The sequence below is a fragment of the Sorangium sp. So ce176 genome, from assembly GCF_051519835.1.
Lineage (GTDB): Bacteria > Myxococcota_A > Polyangia > Polyangiales > Polyangiaceae > Sorangium > Sorangium cellulosum_G.
The window spans coordinates 6,007,081-6,030,116 of record NZ_CP150371.1 but is presented as its reverse complement, the minus strand read 5'-3'; the positions used below and the strand labels follow the sequence as shown (position 1 = coordinate 6,030,116).

The 23,036-nt window shown below is 72.1% G+C and carries 14 protein-coding genes and 1 pseudogene; 8 read left to right on the top strand and 7 right to left on the bottom strand.

Features of this window, described 5'->3' with window-relative positions; all coding sequences use genetic code 11:
• Positions 1 to 93: 93 nt before the first annotated feature.
• Positions 94 to 1,866: an RICIN domain-containing protein gene (locus WMF42_RS22495; RefSeq protein ID WP_199694535.1), complete on the bottom strand. Its 1,773-nt coding sequence runs from the start codon at positions 1,864 to 1,866 to the stop codon at positions 94 to 96.
• A gap of 962 nt (positions 1,867 to 2,828) precedes the next feature.
• On the opposite strand from WMF42_RS22495, the gene WMF42_RS22490 reads away from it, so the two are divergent.
• The gene (locus WMF42_RS22490) at positions 2,829 to 3,926 is read left to right on the top strand and encodes a Nif3-like dinuclear metal center hexameric protein (protein WP_437694193.1); all 1,098 of its coding nucleotides are present in this window, start codon (positions 2,829 to 2,831) and stop codon (positions 3,924 to 3,926) included.
• A gap of 150 nt (positions 3,927 to 4,076) precedes the next feature.
• Positions 4,077 to 5,546, top strand: a complete 1,470-nt coding sequence (locus WMF42_RS22485) for an MATE family efflux transporter (protein ID WP_437694191.1) — start codon at positions 4,077 to 4,079, stop codon at positions 5,544 to 5,546.
• Positions 5,547 to 5,601: 55 nt separating this feature from the next.
• Here the strand turns inward: WMF42_RS22485 and nudC are convergent, their stop codons facing one another.
• The 3 genes from nudC to WMF42_RS22470 form a co-directional block, all read right to left on the bottom strand.
• Positions 5,602 to 6,444: an NAD(+) diphosphatase gene (gene nudC / locus WMF42_RS22480; protein WP_437694189.1), complete on the bottom strand. Its 843-nt coding sequence runs from the start codon at positions 6,442 to 6,444 to the stop codon at positions 5,602 to 5,604.
• A 139-nt stretch (positions 6,445 to 6,583) separates the two neighbouring features.
• Positions 6,584 to 7,414, bottom strand: coding sequence for a LytR/AlgR family response regulator transcription factor (locus tag WMF42_RS22475; protein WP_434048753.1), 831 nt, complete (start codon positions 7,412 to 7,414; stop codon positions 6,584 to 6,586).
• Complete coding sequence (locus tag WMF42_RS22470; protein WP_061607134.1) at positions 7,407 to 8,618, bottom strand: sensor histidine kinase; 1,212 nt, start codon at positions 8,616 to 8,618, stop codon at positions 7,407 to 7,409. The genes WMF42_RS22475 and WMF42_RS22470 overlap by 8 nt, the downstream gene beginning before the upstream one ends.
• Positions 8,619 to 9,236: 618 nt before the next feature.
• Here WMF42_RS22470 and WMF42_RS22465 point away from each other — a divergent pair.
• Both WMF42_RS22465 and WMF42_RS22460 read left to right on the top strand, forming a co-directional pair.
• Positions 9,237 to 11,114 carry a serine/threonine-protein kinase gene (locus WMF42_RS22465; protein WP_437694186.1) on the top strand — a complete coding sequence of 626 codons (1,878 nt, stop codon included), beginning with the start codon at positions 9,237 to 9,239 and terminating at the stop codon, positions 11,112 to 11,114.
• 8 nt (positions 11,115 to 11,122) lie between these two features.
• The gene (locus WMF42_RS22460) at positions 11,123 to 11,446 is read left to right on the top strand and encodes a hypothetical protein (protein WP_437694184.1); all 324 of its coding nucleotides are present in this window, start codon (positions 11,123 to 11,125) and stop codon (positions 11,444 to 11,446) included.
• Positions 11,447 to 11,506: 60 nt separating this feature from the next.
• On the opposite strand, the gene WMF42_RS22455 is transcribed toward WMF42_RS22460, so the two are convergent.
• Entirely contained in the window at positions 11,507 to 11,833 is a 327-nt protein-coding gene (locus WMF42_RS22455) for a rhodanese-like domain-containing protein (RefSeq protein ID WP_437694182.1), read from the bottom strand.
• Between the two features lie 107 nt (positions 11,834 to 11,940).
• Complete coding sequence (locus WMF42_RS22450) at positions 11,941 to 14,760, bottom strand: hybrid sensor histidine kinase/response regulator (RefSeq protein ID WP_437694180.1); 2,820 nt, start codon at positions 14,758 to 14,760, stop codon at positions 11,941 to 11,943.
• Positions 14,761 to 15,058: 298 nt separating this feature from the next.
• Between WMF42_RS22450 and WMF42_RS22445 the strand changes: the two genes are divergently transcribed.
• The 3 genes from WMF42_RS22445 to WMF42_RS22435 all read left to right on the top strand — a co-directional run bounded on the left by WMF42_RS22445 (position 15,059) and on the right by WMF42_RS22435 (position 20,627).
• Complete coding sequence (locus WMF42_RS22445; protein WP_434048746.1) at positions 15,059 to 17,608, top strand: DEAD/DEAH box helicase; 2,550 nt, start codon at positions 15,059 to 15,061, stop codon at positions 17,606 to 17,608.
• A 67-nt stretch (positions 17,609 to 17,675) separates the two neighbouring features.
• Complete coding sequence (locus tag WMF42_RS22440) at positions 17,676 to 20,003, top strand: alpha/beta fold hydrolase (protein ID WP_437694178.1); 2,328 nt, start codon at positions 17,676 to 17,678, stop codon at positions 20,001 to 20,003.
• A gap of 75 nt (positions 20,004 to 20,078) precedes the next feature.
• Positions 20,079 to 20,627 carry a ferritin-like domain-containing protein gene (locus WMF42_RS22435; RefSeq protein WP_437694176.1) on the top strand — a complete coding sequence of 183 codons (549 nt, stop codon included), beginning with the start codon at positions 20,079 to 20,081 and terminating at the stop codon, positions 20,625 to 20,627.
• 194 nt (positions 20,628 to 20,821) lie between these two features.
• Here WMF42_RS22435 and WMF42_RS22430 read toward each other — a convergent pair.
• Positions 20,822 to 21,472: pseudogene (locus tag WMF42_RS22430) on the bottom strand (DNA alkylation repair protein); the annotation flags it as partial.
• A gap of 62 nt (positions 21,473 to 21,534) precedes the next feature.
• On the opposite strand from WMF42_RS22430, the gene WMF42_RS22425 reads away from it, so the two are divergent.
• Positions 21,535 to 22,956 carry an IS701 family transposase gene (locus tag WMF42_RS22425; protein WP_437685721.1) on the top strand — a complete coding sequence of 474 codons (1,422 nt, stop codon included), beginning with the start codon at positions 21,535 to 21,537 and terminating at the stop codon, positions 22,954 to 22,956.
• Positions 22,957 to 23,036: the final 80 nt, after the last annotated feature.

The window sequence follows — 23,036 nt, the reverse complement described above, 5'->3', positions numbered from 1 at the left end:
ACGCCTCGACGGGAGGCCGGCGGAGCTCGGCGCCGTCGAGCCAGGGAGAGCCCCTGGCTCGGGCCGAGCGCGACGTTCGTCGGACGACGGCGACTACTGCCGCCGGAACTGCTGGTTCGTCCCGGTGTGGCACGTGTACTGGATGAACCTGCTGCCGTCGGCGGTGCTGGCCCCGTTGACGTCCACGCACTTTCCGCTGTTGACCGAGCGCAGCGAGATGGCGCCGTTGCCGCGATCGACGAGCTCCCACTTCTGGCTGTTCTTGCTGGCGTCGCAGTCCCACTGCGTGATGTTCGCCGAGTTGTTCCGGCTGGACCCCTGCACGTCGAGGCACTTTCCGCTGTTCACGTTCTTCACGATCGCCGTGGTGCCGCTGATGGTCTCGACCTGCCACTGCTGGTCGCCCGCCCCGGTGCACGGCCGCTGGGTGAGGATGGCGCCGTTGTTCAGGCTCGCCGCGTCGACGCTCATGCACTTCCCCGAATGGAGGGCCGTCAGGCTCTGGCCGGTGCCGCCTGTGTCACCGCCGGTGTCTCCCCCGGTATCACCGCCGGTGTCGCCGCCGGTGTCGCCGCCGCTGCCGCCCAGGCCCGTGACCTGGACCTGCGCGCCTGTGGCCGACACCGAGACGACCTTCAGCGTCGCGTTCGTCCCGAAGAGCTGGTGGGAAGCGCCGACGGCGAGCGGCGCGTCCCTGAAGTTGCCGCCCGGGATCATGTCGAGGAGGTGCGCCCGGCCGCTCTCCCTCGACTGGGTGAAGAACGCGTGGACGAGGACGCCCTTCGTGGAGAGATTGCGCGAGTCGACGACGTTCGTTGGCGACGCCTGGCGGAACTCGATCTGGTACATGACGTCGTTCGGCCCCTTGATGCGGAGGAGCTGCGTCCCGGCGCTCGGCTCGGTGATCGGGGCGAGCGTGTACGTCCCATCCGCGCTGACCGTCACGATCTGCGTCGACGGGAGCCACCCCAGGTTCGCCTTGTAGTTGGCGTTGTAGTGCTGTTTCCCGCCGTTGCCCATCGGGTCGAACGGGTCGCCGTACTCGTCGAAGGTACAGTCGTTGCTCATGGTCACCGTCGCCCCGCCGCTGCGGCACGTCCGCGAGGAGGCGTGCCACAGGCCGAAGTTGTGGCCGAGCTCGTGCACGACGACCTCGGGCCAGAGGCCGGCGAGCCAGGTGGTCTTGCCGGGCTGCGCGCCCATGCCGGCATACCCGCAGTCCATCTTGCCGAAGATCATGAAGTGCTGGTACTTGGTGAGGTCGAAGCCGGCGTTCCGCGCCGCGGCTTGCGCCTCGTTCTGCCACCGGTTGTAGTCGTCGCACTTGCCGAAGCTGATGTTGAACGGGCCGGCGACGTCGTACTCGAGCTTCATCTTTCCAAAGGAAGAGCCCGCCAGGTGGGTCGCGGCGCCGTCGAGGGAGTTCCGGATCTCCTGCTCGGTGCCGAGCGTCTGGCCGCCGTCGAACTGCACGCGCAGCGCCAGGACGCGCTTGGTCCCGGTCGTGACGACAGCGCTCGTCAGCGTGCCGATGCCCTCGGCCGCCCGCATCATGTCGACGTCGATGCTGCCGTCGCCGTCCTCGACGCCGAACACGTCGACAGGCGAGCCGCTGGCCGTGCGCCAGTCGGTCGGGTCGGCCCCTGGCGCCTCCGTGATGGAGTCCAGGTTCAGGCGCACGTACGTCCCGTCCTCCAGCTCAAGCATGTACCGGGCCTCGCCGTTGGCGACGGCGACGGTCAGCGTTCCCGAGGCGGTGGGGGTCGGCCCGGCGCCGTCGTCACCAGGGCCGATGCGCAGGCAGCCGGACGCGAGCGCGAACGCTGTGAGGGCAACCGCGGACACGTAGGACTTGAAGCGCTGCATGGTGTCTTCCTTTCCAAGCTCGGTCGATGCGCCCGTCCTCCTCATGTCGGAGGGCGCCGCTCATCCCCCCTCAGGGCGTGAGCGCGGCGCGACGGGGCGCTGCCAAGGAGAGGCCGCAGGCGCGGCCAGCCTCTCCGCTGCTGATGCAACTTGACGGCTGAGTCGATCGTCGACCGCGTGACCGTCGCTCGCGACCGTCACGCTGCGGTTGCCGTTCAAGCACGCTCGCGAGCGAGCCTTGGGCTTCAGAGCAAGATCTCGACCACTGGCTTGTTGCGGCGATCTCGCCTGTCCCGGTGGAAGAATCATCCGAGAGCGGCCGGGGAGTCCAATCAGGCCTCATGTTTGCGCGATTGGCGTGGATCGCGAGAGATCCTGAATGGACATCAAACCACCACCCCTGCGTCAACAACGCTGGGTGCATGAGCCCTTGTGCTCGGTCGCTCGAGCGGTGTTGGAGGATATCGTGTGTGCGCGATCTGGCCACGATGGTGGCGAGCGGTGGTCGAGGGGGACGATGGTAGTCCTCGCGCGAGGACGCTGGCGATCGTGCGCGTCTGCCGGCCCGTGCCGGGGTCGCTGGCGGCGTGTGGGCTTCTGGTGCCGTGTAGGTGCGCTGGCGGTGTGTGCGCTTATGGCGCCACGTGGGCTGCGGGGACTGTGTAGGTCTTCTGGTGCCGTGTGGGGCCGTCGGCGCCTGTCATGCGGCCTGTCGCCCATCGCTTCTCCGGGCCTCGAGGGGGCCTCGGCCGACCGGCGGCGGGGCCTCGGCCGACCGGCGGCGCGCGGAGCTCGCGGCGCCGAGGAGGGGGCCTCAGCGACACGGCCGTTCCGGCGGGCTGGTCATTCGGGTGCACGGCGTCTGCTCCAACCGATCTCCACCGGGAACCGCCCGACGTCGCCGGCAGAGGGCGTCTCCTGTCGCGCTCCGCTCCGCCGTCGCCGCTGGTATAGAGGCGCTCATGACCCTCCTGAGAGACGTCCTCGCCGCGCTCGAGTCGATCGCCCCGCTCCGGTTCGCCGAGCCCTGGGACAACGTCGGCCTGCTCGCGGGCGACCCGGGGCGGCCCTCGTCGTCGGCGCTCCTCACCATCGATTACACCCCCGAGGTCGCCCGGGAAGCGCGCGATCTCGGCTGCGATCTCGTCGTCGCCTACCATCCGCCGCTGTTCGAGGCCGTGAAGCGCGTCGTCGCGCCGAGCCCCCTCTTCGCGGCGATCCGCGACGGCATCGCGCTGTACTCGCCCCACACAGCGCTCGACGTCGCCGAGGGCGGCACCAACGACGTCCTCGCCGACGCGCTCGGGATCTCCGAGGACCGCGCGCCGCTCCGGCGGGCGACGTCGACGGCATGGCAGCACAAGCTCGTCGTCTTCGTCCCGGAGGATCACGTCGACGCCGTCGCCGACGCCCTGGCCGAGGCGGGCGCGGGTCGGATCGGCCGGTACTCCCGCTGCAGCTTCCGGACGATCGGGACGGGCACGTTCCTCGGCGAGGAAGGGACGAACCCCACCGTCGGCGAGAAGGGCCGGCTCGAGCGCGTCACCGAGGTGCGGCTGGAGATGGTCTTTCCCCGCGACAGGACCGAGGCGGTGCTGCAGGCCATGCGCGCCGCGCACCCGTACGAGGAGGTGGCGTTCGATCTCGTCGAGCTCGCCGTCGAGCCGCTGCGGGCTGGCATCGGCCGGATCGGGGCGCTCGCCAGCGCGACGCCGGTGGGCGAGCTGCTCGGCCGGATCAAGGAGCGCCTCGGGGTCGACGCGCTGCTCGTGGCCGGCCCCGAGCAGCGCGTCGTCTCCCGCGCGGCCACGTGCGCCGGCGCGGGCGGCGCGCTCCTCGGCGAGGCGATCGCGCAGGGCGCCGACCTCTACCTGACCGGCGAGCTGCGCCACCACGACGCCCTGCGCGCCGCGAGCGCGGGCGTCACCGTTGTGTGCGCGCTGCACTCGAACAGCGAGCGCGCCGCGCTGAGGCGCCTCGCCGACCGCCTCCGCGCCGGGCTGCCGTCGCTCCGCGTCGACATCAGCGCGCGCGACCGGGATCCGTTCTCGATCCGGTGACGGCGCGGCGCTCGGCGCCTCGGGGCGAACGCTGATCCTGTCGGCCCGACCCGGTTGCATCCGCGGCGCTCATCGACCTCGACGCCGCGGTCGGGAGGTGCGCAAAGCCGCTGGACGAGGCGGCCGCCGGCGATCAGCTTGCTGGCCTTCATGCGCGACCACGCCACGCCACCTGCCCGCGACCTGCGCGCCGACGCCGCTGCGCCCTCGCCGCCCGCGCCCGGCTCCCGCCGCGGCGCCGGCGTCTTGTCGACGCTCCGCGACGCGGTCCGCGGCGGTGAGCACGACTTCACCACGGGATCCATCGACAGGGCGATCGCCCTGCTCGCGATCCCGATGGTCATGGAAATGCTCATGGAGTCGCTCTTCGTCGTCGTCGACGTCTTCTGGGTGTCGCGCCTCGGCGCCGATGCGGTCGCCGCCGTGGGCCTCACGGAGTCGCTCCTCTCGGTTGTATACGCCCTGGGGATGGGCCTCGCGGTGGCCGCGTCCGCGACCGTCGCGCGGCGGATCGGCGAGGGGCGCCCCGAAGAGGCGGCCGCCATGGCGGGGCAGGCGATCGTGCTCGGCCTGCTCATCTCGCTGCCCATCGCGGGGGTCGGCGCCCTGCTCGCGCCGCGGCTGCTCGCGGCGCTGGGGGCGTCCGCCGGGGTGATCGCGGTCGGCGCGCCGTTCGCCACGATCATGCTGCTCGGCAACGCGACGATCATGATGCTGTTCGTCATCAACGCGGTCTTCCGGGGGGCCGGCGACGCGGCGCTGTCGATGCGGGTGCTCTGGCTCTCGAACGCGCTCAACATGGCGCTCGGCCCGTGCTTCATCTTCGGCCTCGGCCCGTTCCCGGAGCTCGGCGTGGCCGGCGCGGCCGTGGGGACGACGCTCGGCCGCGGGAGCGGCGTGGCGCTGCAGGTGTTCCTGCTCGCGCGCGGCGGCGGCCGGGTGAAGCTGCAGGCGCGGCACCTCGTCCCCGACCCGAAGGCGCTCGCGGCCCTGGTCCGCCTCTTCGCGAACGGCGCCTTCCAGGCGGTCATCAGCACCGCGAGCTGGATCGGCATGGTGCGCATCCTGGCCCCGTTCGGGAGCGCGGCGCTCGCCGGCTACACGATCGGGATGCGGCTCATCGTGTTCGCGATCCTGCCGGCGTTCGGGCTCGCGAACGCCGGCGCGACGATGGTGGGGCAGAACCTCGGCGCGGGCCGCCCCGACCGGGCAGAGGCCGCTGTCTACCGCGCGGGCCTCTGGACAACGATCATGCTCGGCGCGATCGGCCTTGTCTTCGCTGTGGGCGCCGGCGCCATCATCGGCGCGTTCACGGACGACGCGGAGGTGCTCCGGTACGGGACGCAGGCGCTGCGGGTCGTGGCGAGCGGGTTCCTTTTCTACGGCTTCGGCATCGTGTTCGCGCAGGCGTTCAACGGCGCCGGCGACACCTGGACGCCCACGATGCTGCACCTCGTCTGCTTCTGGCTGTGGGAGATCCCGCTCGGGTGGGGCCTGGCGCACGCCGCGGGGCTCGGGCCGCTGGGCGTTTTCATCGCGATCGCGGTGGCGTTCTCGACGATCGCGATCGCGGGCGGGATCATGTTCCGCCGCGGCGCCTGGAAGCTGCGCCGCGTCTGAGGGGCGCCGCCCCGGCGCTGTCGCGGGAGGGCCGGTACGCGGCGCCGCGCCGGGATCACCGCCCCGCGGGCCGCGCGAGCCAGGCCTCGATGAGCTTCCGGGCGATGCTGAGCGGCGGCGGCAGCAGCGGCAGCGCGTCGCGGTGGAACCAGCGCGCGTCCTCCAGCTCGCGCGTGTCGACGCGGAGCTCGCCGCCCGCGTAGCGCGCCGTGAAGCCGACCATCATCTGGTGAGGGAAGGGCCAGGGCTGGCTGCCGAAATAGGCGATGTCGGCGACGTCGACGCCGGTCTCCTCGTGGACCTCGCGCGCGACGCACGCCTCCAGCGTCTCGCCCGGCTCGACGAAGCCGGCGACGAGGCCGTACATGCCCGCGGGGAACCGCGCCTGCCGCGTCATCAGGATGCGCGGGCCGTCCTCGACCAGCACGATGGTCGCGGGCGTGATCCGCGGGAAGTAGCTGCTGGCGCAGCGGGCGCAGCGCTTGACCCGCTCGTCCTGCCCGCTCTCGAGCTCGGCGCCGCACGCCGCGCAGTACTGGTGGGCCCGGTCCCAGTGCTGCACCTGGTACGCCGTGCCCGCGACGTCGAACAGCTCCGGATCGATGCGCCCGTGAAGGCGCCGCAGCGAGACGTACGCGTGCCCCTCGGGCGCCGGAGCGCCCGGCGCGAGCTCGGCGGAGCGGCAGGGGCGCCCGTCGAGCTCCCCGAGCGGCTGCGCGCGCACGACGGGGACGCCGAGGTCGGCGAGGTCGGCGGCGACAGGGACGTCGAAGAGATCGCCGCCGCCGTCGATCGGCGCGCGGACGAGGAGCTCGTCGCCGCGGAACGCGAACCAGGCGATCTCGCCGGGCGGCGCGCCGGGCCGGCCGAGGCCGGCGCGAAAGCGGGTGGAGGGCATGGCGTCACCGCGCGCGGAGCCGCGCGGGCTCCGCTGCGAGGGGCTGCGCTGCGCGACGGGCGCGCGCCGGGGAGGGGATCGGGTGCATGGGGAGAGCTTAGCGCCTCGGCGGGGGAGCGAGGCACCCGGCGGTGCCGCCTCACCGCAGCGCCGACAGCTTCTCCCGGTGGCTCCGCGCCACCTTGAGCTCCGCGCCCCCGGCCAGGACGACGACCGTCTCCCGGCGCCCCTGCGTGCGGAGCTCCTTGATCCTGTCGCGGTTCACGATCGCCGAGCGGTGGATCCGCACGAAGCGCGCCGGATCCAGCTTGCCCTCGACGCTGTTCATCGTCTCGCGGTGGAGGTAGCTCTTCCCGCCGGCGTGGATCTGGACGTAGTAGTCCGCCGCCTCGATCCAGTCGATCTCGTCGACGCTGAGGAAGACCACGCGGCACCCGTCCTTGATCGCGAGCCGCCGCGGGGGCCCGGCGGCGGGCGGCTCCGAGCCGGCGGCGGCGCCCTCCCGCGCGCGGGCCGCGGCCGCCGCCGCCGCGGGGTCGCCGTAGCTCTGCAGGAGCGAGAGGAGGCGCTGGCTCAGATCGCTCATCCGCGAGAGCCGGAGGTGGGCCTTCGCGCGGCGGAGGGCGTCGTAGAAGCGGTCGTCGTCGAACGGCTTCAGGAGGTAGTCGAGGGCGTGGACCTCGAAGGCGCGCAGCGCGTAGCGGTCGAACGCGGTCACGAAGATCACGGCGGGGAGCTCGCCGGGCGGCAGCGACGCCATCACCTCGAAGCCGTTCATCTCGGGCATCTGCACGTCCAGGAACACGAGGTCGGGCCGCAGCCGCCGGATGAGCTCGAGCGCGCCCGGCCCGTCGCCGGACTCGGCGGCGATCGCGACCTCCGGATCGCCCGCGAGCAGCATGCGGATCCCCTCCCGCGCGAGCGGCTCGTCGTCCACGATGACGGCGCGGATCGCCCCGGGGCTATCCATGCGCGCGCCGCTCCTCCTGCGGGCTCGCGTGCGCGTGCGCCGGCCGGAACGGGACCGCCACCGTCACGAGGACGCCCCCCTCCGGGCGCCGCGCGATCGTGAGCCGGTGGTCGCCCGGGTAGAGCTGCCGGAGCCGCGCGCGCATGTTGCCGAGCCCCGTCCCCTCGCTGGCCTCGCCGGCCCAGCTCTCCGAGAGCCCCTTGCCGTCGTCGGTCACCTCCACGACGAGCCAGTCATCCTCGCGCCGGGCCGCGATCGTCACGCTCCCCGACGAGGCGCGCGGGGCGATGCCGTGGCGGATCGCGTTCTCGACGATCGGCTGCAGGATGAGGTTCGGTATCTCGGCGTCGAGCGCCTCGGAGGCGACGTCCGTGCGCACGGTCAGGCGGTCCTGGAAGCGGGTCTTCTCGATCTCGAGGTAGCGGTCGAGGAAATCGAGCTCCTGCTTGAGCGGCACGATCTGCTTGCCCGCGCTCTCGAGCGCCATCCGGAGCAGCTCGCTCAGGCCGGTGATCATCCGGACCGAGGCCTGCGTCTCCTGCTTTCGCACGAGGACGGCGATCGCGTGGAGCGTGTTGAACAGGAAGTGCGGGTGGAGCTGCATCTTGAGCGCCTGGAGCTCCGCCTGGACGAGCTTCGTCTCGAGCTGCGCGGCCGCGAGCGCGCGCTCCCGGTACTTGCGGTGGTAATCGGCGGCGTGGACGATCGCGAGGATCCCCCAGTAGATGACCAGCTCGACGTCGAGGTAGACGCTGATGATCTTGCTGAAGACCTCGAGGAACGGCGCCTTCACGTAGGACTCCTGGCCGATGAGCCGCCCCGTGAGCGTGCTGATCGCGACGTGGCCCGGGGCCATGGCCAGGCTCGCGATCAGGTGCACAGCGACGTTCTTCGGGAAGGCCCTGCGCTCCAGCGGGTACCTGCGGCCGAGCCAGGCGATCGCGGGCGTCATCAGCGCCCAGAAGAGCCAGGGCAGCCCTTGCCACACGAGCGCGGCGAGGAACGAGAGGTGACGCTCCTGCTTGTGCTGGAGGAGGAGGTAGGTCTGCGTGCTCGTGACGAGCACCGGGATCATCCAGAGCGCGGCCACGGGCCAGACGCCCGCCCACCTCGGGACGGCGAGCCCGCGCGCCGCCGCCGGGGCGTTCGTCGCTGTGGCGGGGGGCGGGAGCGCGACGCGGGTCGCGCCGGCGCTTCCGTTCACGGTGCACCCGGGGGGTTGAGCTGCCGCAAGGTCTGCATGGGCTCGGCTCGTGCGCGCGGTCTCGTGCCGCCGCGCCGGCGCGGCGGCCAGCAGGAGGCGGGCCGCAGGCGCTCTGCTGGATCAGAGCACAGGCGCCGGCCGCGTGGGGGCGCTTTGCAGCGGGCTGCGCCCGCGCTGCAGCGAGCTGGCCTGGCGGTGCGCGGGGCGCGTCAGGCGGTCGCGCTGTCGCGCTGTCGTCGCGGCGCGGCCGCCGGAAGGCCCCGCGGGATGCGTGTCGCGGCGTCACGCGGGGCCTGCCGCGCGCGGGAGGCGTTGTGTCGCGGCGCCAGGATGCCTGTCGGCGAGGCGCCCGCCTGTCAGCGACCCTCCGAGATCGTCCACCCCTCGACGCGCTCGATCGATTCCCCTCCTGCACGCCCTCCGCGAGCAAGCTCAGGGCTGCGGTGCAGAAGATGCGCCACGCGCGCACGCGTTCACGCACGCGACGGACACGACAGCGGCGAGCGCATTCCGCTGCCCCCGCATTTTCGCTGGCTCCACCCCCGGGCCCCGGCGCTCGCATCTTGGCATCAACCTTGATGCCGTTGCGGCTATAGTGCGCTGGATGGAGGTCGGGCCATGAAGCCGGATGCGCTCGCATCGGCCGCAGGCATCCCACAGATAGGTGAGGTCTTCGCGCAGAGATACCGCCTCGAGCGCAGCCTGGGTCGAGGCTCCATGGGCGCCGTCTTCGCCGCGGAGCACGTGTCGCTGCGCCAGCGCGTCGCGGTCAAGTTCCTCCTCCCGCGGGCCAAGGACTTCCCGGGCGCGAGCGCCCGCTTCCTGCGCGAGGCGCGCGCCGCCGCGGCGATCCGGAGCGAGCACGTCGCGCGCGTCATCGACGTGGGCACAGCCGAGGCCGGCCTCCCGTACCTGGTCATGGAGTACCTGCGCGGCCGCGACCTCCAGCAGGTGCTCGACGCGCGCGGCCCGCTGGCCGTCTCCGAGGCGGTCGACTACGTGCTCCAGAGCTGCGAGGCCGTCGCCGAGGCGCACGCGCGCGGCATCGTCCACCGCGACCTGAAGCCGGGAAACCTGTTCCTCACGTCGGGCGCGAGCGGCGTCCCCCTCGTCAAGGTGCTCGACTTCGGCCTCTCCAAGTCGGCCGACGACGCCGCCGAGCAGGACGGCAAGCTCACCGCGTCCGAGATGATGCTCGGCTCCCCCTGCTACATGTCGCCCGAGCAGGTCCGCAGCACCAAGGACGTCGACGCCCGCAGCGACGTCTGGTCGCTCGGGATCATCCTCTACCAGCTCCTCACGGCGCGCTTCCCGTTCGAGGCGCCCTCCATCTCGGCGCTCTTCGTGGCCATCGTCACCGAGCCGGCAACGCCGCCGCGCGTGCACCGGTGGGAGCTGCCCGCCCACCTCGAGGACGTCATCCTGGGCTGCCTCGAGAAGGACGTGCAGCGGCGTATCCAGAGCGTCGTCGAGCTGTCGCGCGCGCTCGCCCCCTACGGCACGGAGCACTCCGCGCGCGCGCTCGACCAGATCGAGGCGATCGCCGCGGGCAAGGCCTTCCCGTCGCTGCCGCCCCCGACGCCACGGTACGACGCCGCCGCCGTCACCGCGGCCGCCGACGTGGTGGCCCTGAAGGGCGCCTCGTCGACATGGCCGCACCCCGGCGCCGACGAGGAGCCCGGCGGGAGGGCGAGCCGCCGCGCCACGACGGTCGCCCCGCCCGGCGGCGATCACGTGATCACCATGCCCAGCCCGGGCACGGTGGTCGAGCACCTCCACGGCCGCGACGCCGCGCTGGTCGAGCGCAGCTCCGTCCCCGTCTCCAGCGACGAGGGCCCCACGCTGACGATGGAGCGCGAGGACGGGCCCACGCTGACGATGGAGCGCGAGGACGGGCCCACGCTGACGATGGAGCGCGAGGACGGCCCCACGCTGACGATGGCGCGCGACGACGGTCCCACGCTGCCGCTGATGTACAGGCTGCTCGGGTCGTGGCAGGCATCCGAGGACGATGAGACAGGCGGGAGCGTGCCCGTCGTCACCGAGCGCCGCCCCGGGCAGCAGAGCTCGATCATGCTGCGCAAGCGCCGCCGGGCGGTCGCGCGGATCGCCGCGGGCGCCCTCCTGACCGCCGTTGTCGCGGTCGGGGCGACGCTCTGGTCGCGCACCGCAGCGAAGCCGCCCGCCGTCGTCTTGCAGCCCGGCACGGCCTCGCAGGCGCCCGCCCAGGCCTCGTCGCTCGCCCCCCTCGGCACGGCCGATCCCGCGCCGGGCACCCCGGCGCCCGCCCCCGCGGATCCCGGGCGCGCCGCCGTCCCGACGGCGTCGGCGCTGCCTCACGGCGCTGTGGCGGCCCCGGAGCACCGGCCAAGGGTGGTGCGGCCCAGGCCGTTCCCCTCGGCGCACCCGACGCCCGCGCCGTCCGGCAGCGGCGCGCGCCCGCCCAGGGCGCCGGCGCCCCCTGACATCACGCCACCGATCCTCGACGACAGGTAGACCTGCGCATGGCGAAGAAGAAGCTCTCGGCGCGCGCCGCCCGGCGCGCGGGAGACCGCGACGCGGAGAAGCTCACCCGGGACCTCGAGCGCCTCACGCTGCTCGAGCCGGGGCACACCCCGGGGCGAGCGATCGCGCTCGACGCGGCCTCGCAGGTCGAGGTGGCGGCGCGGTCGATCCCGTGCCCGCGCTGCCGCGGCGCCCTGCGCGTCGAGGACCACACGGCCGAGACGCTCGAGGGCGCCCGGCTGCGCGTCGCGAAGGTCGTCTGCAGCGCGTGCGGCGCAGGCCGGCGGCTCTACTTCCGGCTCGGCGGCCCCGCGCTCAACTGAGCCGCGCGCGAGGCGCCCCGCGCGGAAGGCCGCGCCCGTCCGCGCGCCCCCCGGCGCCCGTCAGTACCGCGGGACGCTCTCGTCGATGTGGATCGACCACGCGTCGATGCCGCCCTGGAGCGACGCGACGCGCTCGTGGCCGAGCTTCTCGAGGATCGCGGCGGCCGAGAGGCTCCGGACGCCGTGATGGCAGTACGCGACGATCAGCGCGCCCTCGCCGGGCGCGACCTCGTCCGCGCGCTCGGTGAGCTCGTCCAGCGGGATCAGCGTGCTGCCCGGCAGCGCGGCGATCTCGTGCTCGCCGGGCGTGCGCACGTCGAGGAGGACCACGGGCTCTCTCGCCTTCAGCTTCAGAAAGAGCTCTTTCACGGAAATCTGCTGGACCATGGCCTGCTCGCGACCTCACCCGCGACGACGCGGTCAAGACGTCTCCCTATCCAAAGATCCCCGCCGGAACAACCGCCCTCATCCCCCGTCCCCCGGAACAACCCACCTCACGCCCCCGTCCGCCCCCGGACGAGCGCCGCGACCACCCCCACGAGCTCCGCGGGATCCAGCGGCTTGGCCACGTGCGCCTGGTACCCCGCGCCGAGCGCGCGCGCCCTGTCCTCGGCCCGCGCTAGCGCGCTCAGCGCGACGGCCGGCGTCGACCCGCCGCGCGCCGCGCCGAGGCCCCGCACCCGCCGGATGAGCTGGAAGCCGTCCTCGACCGGCATCCCGAGGTCGCTCACGAGGACGTCGGGCCGCTCCCGCTCCAGCGCGTCCAGCGCCTCGGCCGCCGACCCCGCCGTCGTGACGCGCGCCGCGCACTCCTCCAGCACGCGCTGCGCCACCTCGCGCGCGTCGGCCTGGTCGTCGACAACCAGCACCCGCACGCCGGTGAGCTCCGCGCCCAGGGGGTCGGCCAGCGCCTCGGCCCGCAGCTCGCCGGGCCGCTGCGCCTCGCCCGACGCCTCCGGCGAGACGCCGGCGAGCGGCAGCCGCACCGTGAACGTCGCGCCCTGGCCCACGCCCCGGCTCCCGGCCTGCACCGTGCCGCCGTGCAGCTCGACCAGGTGCTTCACGATCGAGAGCCCGATGCCGAGCCCGCCATACTGCCGCGTCGACGACGCGTCCGCCTGCCGGAAGCGCTCGAACAGGTGGGGGAGGAACTGCGGGGCGATGCCCGCGCCCGTGTCGGTCACCGACACCTCGGCGAACGCGCCCTCGCGCCGCAGCGCGATGTCGACCCGCCCGCCCGTCGGCGTGAACTTCACGGCGTTCGACAGGAGGTTCCAGACGACCTGCTGGATGCGCGCCGGGTCGCCCCGCAGCGCGGCCGCCTCCGGGTCGACGCTCGAGGCGACCGTGATCGCCTTGGACTCGGCCGCGAGCTTGATCGACTCGATCGCGCCCTGGATGACCGCCGGCAGGTCGACCGACATGACGTCGAGCCGCAGCTTGCCAGAGACGATCCGGCTCATGTCGAGCAGCTCCGACACCATGTCGGACTGGAGCCGCGCGTTGCGCTCGATGACCTCGAGCCCCCGCGCGAGCGTCGGCGGCTCCTGCGCCCGGCTCCGCAGGATGCGCGCCCAGCCGAGGATGGCGTTGATGGGCGACCGCAGCTCGTGCGAGAGCGTCGCGACGAAGTCGTCCTTGACCCGGCTCACGCGCTCCGCCTCGTCGCGCGCGGCCCGCTCGCTCTCGAGCAGCTTCTGCCGCTCCTCCTCGGCCAGCCGCTCCGAGGTGACGTCCTCGCATATCCCCAGGAACGACTCCACCGCGCCGTCGGGCCCGAGCTCGGGGATGTAGCGCGTCCGGTACCGCCGCTCGCCGAGGGCGAACTCGATCCGCTGCTGCTTGCCCGTCGCCATCGCCTCGCGGCACGCGACGTCGCTGGCCTCGCAGATCGCCTCCGGGAGCCCGGTCTCGGCGCCCGTCCTGCCGATGTACTGCTCGGACGGCTTCCCCGTGATCGCCTCGATGGACGACGTGGCGAACAGGCAGCGCATCTCCAGGTCGAGCCGGAAGATCACGTCGGGCGAGTTCGCCATCAGCAGCTCGAGCTGCCGCTCGCTCCGGCGGAGCACGGCCTCCAGGCGTTCGCGCTCGGCGATGACCCGCCGCGCCTCGTCGAGCGCGGCGCGGAGCCGCCGCTCGCTCTCGCGCAGCGCTTCTTCCGTGCGCTTGAGCCGGCTGATGTCCAGGCAGAGGCCGACCCAGCGGGTGAACTCGCCCTGCTTGTCGCGGACCGGCGTGGCCCGGTTGAGGGTGGCGTGGACGGCGCCGTCGGCGCCGATATACCGGACCTCGATCTCGATCGGCTCACCCGTCTGCGCGGACTTGTCGAACAGCGTCAGCTTGTACCGGTCGTCGGGGTGGACCGCGGCGATCCACCCGTACCCTGCGCATTGCTCCTGGGTCAGGCCCGTCATCCGGAGGTACGCCTCGCTGGCATAGACGTTCCGGCCCTCGCGGTCGCTGATCCAGATGCCATGATCGATGGATTCCCCGATGGCGCGGAAGACCTGCTCGCCTTCCCGGAAAGCCTCCTCGGTTTGCCGGAGCGCCGTCACGTCGCGCGCGAACACGAAGCCGCCGTCCTCGAAGCGCCCCCCGGGCAGCAGACAGCCGCTCACCAGCATCTCGATCCGCGTGCCGTCGGGCAGCGCATACGTCCTCTCGAACGGCGTGAACGTCCACCGGCTCGACAGCAGCTCCGCGAGGGCGTGGCCGTCGCCGGGGCGCTCCTCCGGCTGCACGTCGGCGTCCCAGCGGACCCGGCCGGCCGCGAGATCCTCCCGGCTGCGGCCCACGAGCCGCAGATACGCGTCGTTCGCCTCGACGATCCGCCCGTCGGGCATCCAGAACCCCATCGGAGCCATGTTGCTGTAAAAGAGGTTCCGCAGCGTGGCCTCGCTCTCTCCGAGCGCCCGCTCCGCCGCGAGCGCCCGCTCCTCCGCGCGCCCGCGGTCGGTGACGTCCTCGACGAACACCACCGCGCGACAAGGCTGCTCCCGGGTGTCACGGACGACGCCCGTCACCTGGAGCCGGCGGGCGCTGCCGTCCTTGCAGCGACAGCGCATCTCGAAGGTGAGCTCGTCCGCGCCCGCTTCGATCAGCGAGCGCCACGCGGCCGTCGCGCCTGTCCGGTCCTCCGGCAGCGCCAGGTCCGGCAGCCTCCTCTGCAGCAGCTCGCACTCGGAGTAGCCCAGCAGCCGGCAGAGCGCGCCGCTGACGCGCACGAACCGCCCGGTCGCCGGGTCGATCTGCGCGCTCCCCCTGCCTGGCGCTCGCGTCGTCCAGCCCGGCTCTCCAGCGGTCTCCCCCATTCCTTGTCCGTCCCGGTATTCCGGCCGCCAGCGCGCTCACGTGCCTCCCCCCGGACGTGCGGCGCGGCGTCCCCCCTCTTTCGTCCGGCCACGCTATCACGATCGCCCGACGGTGCGGGCTGCATGGCGGCCCGTTCGGTTTCCCCGTTCAGCGACTCCGGTTCGCCCTGAAATCCGTTCCGTCCGGGGCCGCGAGAGGCCCTGCCCTCCGACCGGGACATCGCGGAGTTTGCTTGCATTTTCCCCCGGAACCAGGCTTGTGCAGGGGGGCGCCCCAGGAGGGCGCCCTGAAGCCGCCATGGACCTAGCCGCCGCTCCGCTCTTCGCTCGCCTTCCGCCGTCGCCCCACGACTTCACCGCCGACGATCTCCTGAGCGGCTTCCTCGACTACGTGGCCGAGCGGGGACTCGAGCTCTACCCGGCGCAGGAGGAGGCGATCCTCGAGATCTTCGGCGGCAAGAACGTGATCCTCAACACCCCGACCGGCTCGGGCAAGTCGCTCGTCGCGGCGGCCATGCACTTCAAGGCGATGGCCGAGGGGATGAAGTCCTACTACACGTGCCCGATCAAGGCGCTCGTCAGCGAGAAGTTCTTCTCGCTGTGCAACGACTTCGGGCCCGAGAACGTGGGCATGTTGACCGGCGACGCGTCGGTGAACCGCGACGCGCCGATCATCTGCTGCACCGCGGAGATCCTCGCGAACATCGCGCTCCGCGAGGGCGAGAAGGCGCTCTGCGACTACGTGATCATGGACGAGTTCCACTACTACTCGGACCGCGATCGCGGCGCGGCGTGGCAGATCCCGCTGCTCGCGCTGCCCCAGGCGAGGTTCCTGCTCATGAGCGCCACGCTCGGAGGCACCGAGTTCTTCCAGGAGGAGATCACGAAGCTCACGGGCGAGCAGACCGCCGTGATCAAGTCGACCGTGCGCCCGGTGCCGCTCGACTTCGAGTACCGCGAGACGCCGCTCCACGAGACCGTCGCCACCCTCGTGAAGACGGGCAAGGCGCCGATCTACATCGTGAGCTTCACCCAGCGGGCCTGCGCCGAGGAGGCGCAGAACCTGATGAGCCAGGACTACTGCACCAAGGAGGAGAAGCGCGCGATCACGGCCGCCCTCGCGGGGGTGAAATTTTCCAGCCCCTACGGCCGGGAGGTGCAGCGGTTCGTCAAGCACGGCATCGGGCTCCACCACGCGGGGCTCTTGCCGAAGTACCGGCTGCTGGTCGAGAAGCTGGCGCAGCAGGGGCACCTCAAGATCATCTGCGGCACGGACACGCTGGGCGTCGGGGTCAACATCCCGATCCGCACGGTGCTGTTCACGAAGCTCTGCAAGTTCGACGGCGAGAAGACGGCGATCCTGAGCGTGCGCGACTTCCAGCAGATCAGCGGCCGCGCGGGCAGGAAGGGCTTCGACACGCAGGGGAGCGTGGTGGCGCAGGCGCCGGAGCACGTCATCGAGAACATGCGGCTCGATGCGAAGGCGGGGAACGACCCGGCGAAGCGGCGGAAGATCGTCAAGAAGAAGCCGCCGGAGAAGGGGTATGTGCCCTGGGACCGGCAGACGTTCGAGCGGCTGATCCAGTCGCCGCCCGAGCCGCTCGTGTCGCGGTTCCAGGTCACGCACGGCATGCTGGTCAACGTGCTCGGGCGCGAGGAGGGCGGGTGTCAGGCGCTGAAGCGGCTCATCCGCAGCACCCACGACCGGCCCGCGGTCCGGCGCCAGCACGGCAGGACAGCGATGCTCCTGTTCCGCTCCCTCGTGGAGGCGCGCATCATCGAGTTCGTCCCGAAGGAAGACGGCCCGGGCAAGCGCATCCGCATCAACGCGGATCTCCAGGAGGATTTCTCCCTGAACCACGCGCTCTCGCTCTACGTGCTCGAGACGGTGGGCAAGCTGGATCCGGAGAGCGGCACGTATCCGCTCGATCTGCTGACGCTGGTCGAGTCGATCCTCGAGAACCCCGATCTCATCCTGCAAAAGCAGCTTGATCGCCTGAAGACAGAGAAGCTCGCGGAGCTCAAGGCGGCAGGCGTCGAGTACGAGCAGCGGATGGAGGAGCTCGACAAGCTCGACTATCCGAAGCCGAACGCGGAGTTCATCTACGGCACGTTCAACGACTACGCGCGCCGGCACCCCTGGGTCGGGCAGGAGAACATCCGGCCGAAGGGCGTGGCGCGCGAGATGTACGAGCAGTACCTGTCGTTCGGCGAGTACATCCGGGAGTACAACCTGGAGCGGGCGGAGGGGCTCCTGCTCAGGTACGTCTCCGAGGTGTACAAGGCGCTGGTCCAGACCGTCCCCGACTACGCGAAGGACGCCGACACGGGCGACATGATCGCGTATTTCCGGGCGCTCATCCGCGGCGTGGACTCGAGCCTCCTCGACGAGTGGGAGAAGCTGCGCGACCCGTCGTACCAGCCGCGCGCCGGGGCCCCGGGCGCCGCCGTGGAGCCGGGCGCGTTCGACATCACGCGCAACGCGAAGGACTTCACGGTGCTCGTCCGCAACGAGCTGTTCTTCTTCCTGCGCGCGCTGTCCCGCCGCGACTACGAGGTGGCCGCCGAGATGGTGGAGGGCGAGGAGGCCCCCTGGACGGCGGAGAAGCTGGACGAGGCGCTCCGCGGCTTCCACGCGGAGCACAGCGCGATCCGCACCGACCCGGCGGCCCGGAGCCCGAGCAACACGATCATCCACCCCGCCGAGGACGGCGGATCGTGGGTGGTGCAGCAGATCATCGCCGATCCCGAGGAGGACAACGACTGGATGCTCGACTGCAAGGTGGACATCGAGCGCTCCCGCGGCGCGGGCCGGCCGGTCATCGTGCTCCGGCGGATCGCGAGCTGATCGCCGCGCTCGCGCAGCAGGCAGATCGCTGTTTGACATCCCCGCGGCGACGGGCGAGATCGCGGACATGCGAAGTCCGCTCGCCGCAACGTGGTTGTCGCTCGCGTCGCTGGTCCTCGCCTCGGCCGCCGGGTGCGCCCCGCCGGGCGGCTCGCCGCCGGTGAGGGCGGGCGCGCCGGCCGCGCGCACAGGCGACCAGCCGGGCGGGGGTGGCGCGGCGCCGGCGGCGGGCGGCGCCGCGGGCAAGACGGCCATCGCCGGCCCGGAGGCGAGCCGGGTCACGTACGCGCACCTCGGCCGGCAACCGCCGCTCGGCGCGAGGCTGCCGAGGGCGATCCAGCACGCGCCCGACGGCAAGCTGGTCACCTACCTCCAGCGCCAGCCGGAGAGCCAGGAGCTGGCGCTCTTCGCCTTCGACACCGCGTCGCGCGCGGCGCGGCAGCTCGTCGCCTCGGGCGATCTGCTGAAGGAGACGAGGCCGCTCTCGCGCGAGGAGGAGCTGCGGCGCGAGCGACAGCGCATGTTCTCGAGGGGGATCACGGCCTATGCCTGGGCCAGGCGGGCGCCGGTGATGCTCATCCCCTTCGGCGGTGACCTCTTCCTGCGCGACAAGGCGGGCGCCGTCGTGCGGCTCACCGACACGGCCGAGCCGGAGATCGACCCGAAGGTGTGCGACGGCGGCGAGCGCGTCGTGTTCGTCCGCGGGCGAGAGCTCTTCATGATCGACGTCGCTTCGCGCCGCGAGACAGCGCTGACCCGGGGGGCGCCAGAAGGGGTGTCGCGCGGGCAGAGCGACTTCAACGGACAGGAGGAGTTCGAGGAGCCGAGCGGATTCTGGATCTCCCCCGGCTGCGACAGGGTGGCTTACCTCGAGGTCGACGAGCGGGAGGTCGGGAAGGTCCCGATCTTCGGGGTCCGCGACGGCCAGGAAGATCTCATGATGCAGCGCTACCCGCGCGTGGGCGGCAAGAACCCCCGCGTCAAGGCGGGGATCCTCGACCTCGCGACGAAGCGGACGGCGTGGCTCCAGTGGAGAGGCGGCGAGCAGGAGCGCTACCTCGGCCGGTTCGCGTGGGCGCCCGACGGCAAGGCGCTCTGGTTCCAGACGCTGACGCGCGACCAGCAGCGCCTCGCGCTCCTGCGCGCGGACGCGCGCTCGGGCCAGGCCGTCGAGATCGTCGCCGAGACCTCGCCGACCTGGGTGGACTTCGGGCACATGCGCCTGCTCGAGCGCGCGCCGCGGTTCCTCTGGGCGACCGCCGCGAGCGGCCATACGCACATCACCGTGCGCGACGCGGGCTCGGGCGCGGAGCTCGCGAAGCTCACCGCGGGCGACTGGGACGTCACCTCGCTCGAGCCGCCGGACGAGGAGCGCGGCGAGGCGCGCTTCGTGGCCACCAGGGACGGCCCCACCGAGCGGCACCTCTACACCGTGCCCCTCGAGGGCGGCGAGGTGAAGCGGATCACGTCGGAGGCGGGGGTGCACTTCGTCGCGGTGGAGCCGAGGGGGCCGGGGTACGTGGACGTCCACTCGGCCCTGGGTCGCCCGTGGAAGGGCGCGGTGCGGGGGGCCGGCAACGCCGCGCTGGGCGAGCTGCCCGCGCCCGTGGATCCGGAGCTCGCCGAGCTCGGCTTGCGCGCCCCCGAGATCGTGGAGGTGCGCGCCGAGAGCGGCGACACGCTGTACGGCGCGCTGCTCGCGCCGCGGACGATCGAGCCCGGCCGCCGCTACCCGGTCGTGGTGATGGTGTACGGCGGGCCCGGCGTGCAGACGGTCTTCAACTCGTGGTCGCCGCGCCTCCTCTGGAACCACCTCGCGGACCGCGGGGTGGTCGTCTTCCAGCTCGACAACCGCGGCTCGGCCAACCGCGGGCGCGCGTTCGAGGCGCCCATCCACGGGCGGCTCGGCGAGGTCGAGCTCGTGGACCAGATCGCGGGCCTCGAGTTCCTGAAGAGGCTGCCCTACGTCGACGCGGGCCGCGTCGGCATCCACGGCCACAGCTACGGCGGCACGATGGTCCTGCACGCGCTGCTCAGGGCGCCGGACCGGTTCCACGTGGGCGTGGCGGGGTCGCCGGGGAGCGACTTCCGGCTCTACGACACGGGCTACACGGAGCGGTACATGGGGCTGCTGGACAGGGCGGCCGCGCTGTACGAGGCGGCCGATCTCACGAAGCACGCGGCCAACCTGCGCGGCAAGCTGCTCCTCCTGCACGGGCTCATGGATGAGAACGTGCACATCGCGCACACGGCCAGGATGATCGAGGCGCTCATGGCCGCCGACAGGCGGTTCGACATGGTCGTGTTCCCGGGCGAGCGGCACGGCTACCGGTCGCCGGTGGCGAGCCGGTTCGCGAGCCGCGCCGTCGTGGAGTACCTGGCCGAGCACCTCTGACCGCCGCGCCCGCCGACCTGCGATCTCCGCCGCGCGACGGCCTGCGAATCGCATCTGCCCCGGTCGGAGGCATCCATGCAGAAGCTTGCACAGGGCAACAAGGAGAAGGCCATCGACCTGCTCAACGAGCGGCTGACGTACGAGCGGGCGAGCGTCAGGCTCTACGACTCGATGGTGGAGAAGATCGGCCGCTCGGCCGATCCGGGCCTGATGGGCCTGCTCGGCCAGCTCCGGGAGTACCGGGACCAGGAGAAGGAGCACGAGGAGTGGCTCGAGGCGCGGATCCGTGAGCTCGGCGGGGACGCGCACGGGGAGACCGAGATGTCGCGGCTGATCACGATCGAGTCGCAGGGCATCCAGCAGGTGATGCTCGACGGCGACCAGAACCCGGCCCACCTCTTCCACGCGCTGCTGACCGCGGAGCTCGTCGACAACTCCGGCTGGCAGCTCCTGCTCGAGCTCGCCGACGAGGCGGACGACGACGAGGCGAGGGCGTCGTTCAGGAAGCGCTTGCACGAGGAGGAGGACCACCTGCTCCTGACGCGCCAGGTCGTCGAGCGGCTCACGCGCACGGAGCTGCTCGGGTCGCCCGCCGAGGCCATCGCGGCGGCGAACCCGACGTGAGCCGCCGCCGGCGGGCGCCGCGCGCGTCCGGATCAGCCCCGGCGCGCGGCCTTGCCGGGCTTGGCGGCGGGCGCCTTGCCGGGGCTCGCGGCGGTCTTGCCGGGCTTGGCGGCGGGCGCCTTGCCGGGGCTCGCGGCGGCCGACCTGGCCGGCTTCGCCGCGAGCGCGACGGCCGGCTTCCGGGCGGCCCACAGCTTCTGGATCTGCGCGATCGCGTCGGGCGTCTTGCAGGCCGTCTCGCCATGGTCGACCTCGACCCTGCCGACGCGCCGCGCGGCCGTGAGCGCCTTGCCGCGCAGCGGCTCGCTCCGCGCGCCGATGCAGATGAGCGCGCTGTTCATCGCCTCGCGGGCGCGGTTCTTCGCCCTGTGGATCGACGCCTCGATCGCCGAGAGCCGCTCCTCGAACACGCTGTCGGGCAACGACGGGTCCTCGGCCGCGAGCGCGCCGGCGAGGGTCCAGCCCGCCCGGCCGATCCACTCGTCGTCCGAGGCGGTCCAGCGCTCCATCGCGTCGCGGGCGAACGGGGTCTTCAGGGCGATGTGCTTCACGAAGAGGTCGATGAGGAGCGGGGAGCGCAGGCCGTCGAGCCACGCCTCGAGCCGCTCCCGGGTGAAGCGCCCCGGATCGGCGATCGCCGCCGCCAGCGACCTCGCGTCGGAGTTGCCCGTCGCCCAGAGCGCCTCGGCGAGCTCGTGGTCGCGCTTGATCCGCTTCGTGAGCGCGTTCATGTGGGCGAAGCTCACGCCGAAGAGCGGGTCGGTCGCCCCGTGGCGCCGGTACACCTTCCGGTTCTGCTCGGTGCCGAGCCGCTCGAGCTCGCTCATCACCTCGGTGAAATCCATGGCCCCTAGCTAATACTACAGCCGCACCTCGACATCGATCAGGTTGGACCCAGGATCCACCCATGGATCCGGGGGCAAGCGAGCTGCCAGCAGCGGCCGCGCGGGACACGCTGGCGGCAGATTTCGAGGCATTTCACGCGCGATTCGCGGCGCTGTTCGCACGCAGCGAGCCGCGCGAGCAGGCGATCAAGTACGTGCGCTCGTTGATGGGGCCGGCGGCGCGGCGGAACGGTTGGCAGTTGGCCGAGGCCATCGGGGACCCGACGCCCGATCGCGTGCAGCGGCTGATGTACAGCGCGGATTGGAGCGCGGATGCGGCACGCGATCTGTTGATGGACTTCACGATCGAGCAGTTCGGCGATCCGCAGGGCATCGGCGTACTGGACGAAACGGGCTTCCTCAAGAAGGGGACCAAGTCCGTCGGCGTGGCGCGGCAATACAGCGGGACGGCAGGCAAGATCGAGAACTGCCAGATCGGTGTGTTCCTCAGCTACAACGGCCCACGTGGACACGTGATCCTTGATCGTCGTCTTTACTTGCCAGAATCGTGGTGCAGCGATCCGGAGCGGAGGCAGGACGCTCACGTTCCGAAGGATGTAGCGTTCCAGACCAAGCCGCAGCTGGCGATGCAGATGCTGCATGGGGCCTGGCAGCGTGGTGTACCGATGGCGTGGGTCACCGGCGACGAAGTCTACGGGGACGACCCCGTGCTTCGCGACGGCATCGCCGCACAGGGCCATCGGTATGTTCTCGCGGTCATCTCGAGCACGCCGGTGTGGCCTCAGCGCCCTGCGGTCGCGGAGCCCCCTACCGAACGCGAACACCCTCGTGGTCCGCTCCGCACGCGCACTCGTCTTGCACCGGGCTCACCGCACGCCTCCACCGTGGCGAAGGTGGTGGCGCAGTGGTCGCCGAAGCAATGGCGTCGCCTTGCCGTCCATCAAGGCGAGAAGGGAACCATCGAGTACGACTGGGCCCGCGCACGCGTCGTCGACAGTCGTCGGCGCTTGCCGACCGACGAGGTCTGGCTACTGGCCCGCCGCTCTGTCTCGAAGCCGTCGGAAGTGGCCTACTACCTGTCCAACGCTGGAGCCGACACGCCGCTGACAACGCTCGCGCACGTTGCCTCCACGCGCTACACGATCGAGCAGTGCTTCGAGGAGGCCAAGGACGACGTCGGCCTCGACCACTACGAGGTCCGCACGTGGCCGAGCTGGCATCGGTACATCACGCTCGGGATGATGGCCCTGGCGTGGTTGGCTTCCGTGCGCGCGAAGCTTCCCGCGGAGGGCACCTTCCCGTACGCCCCGGCGATGAACCCCGAGCTCGTGCCCAAAGCGGCGCGCCCGGGGCCGGGGAAGAACGCCGAGCCCATGCAGAAGACGGCGCGTGACACGCCGGGGAAAAAAAGCCCGCCGCGCCTGAAGAAAGCGACGGTCCGCCGACGCTGGCGCCCTGGAGCGTTCCCGAGGTCCGTCGCCTGATGGAGCTGGTGCTTCCGCTGCCCGCCCATTCGCCCGAGTTCCGCTGGGCATGGTCGAGGTGGCGACGCCGAAAGCGCGCC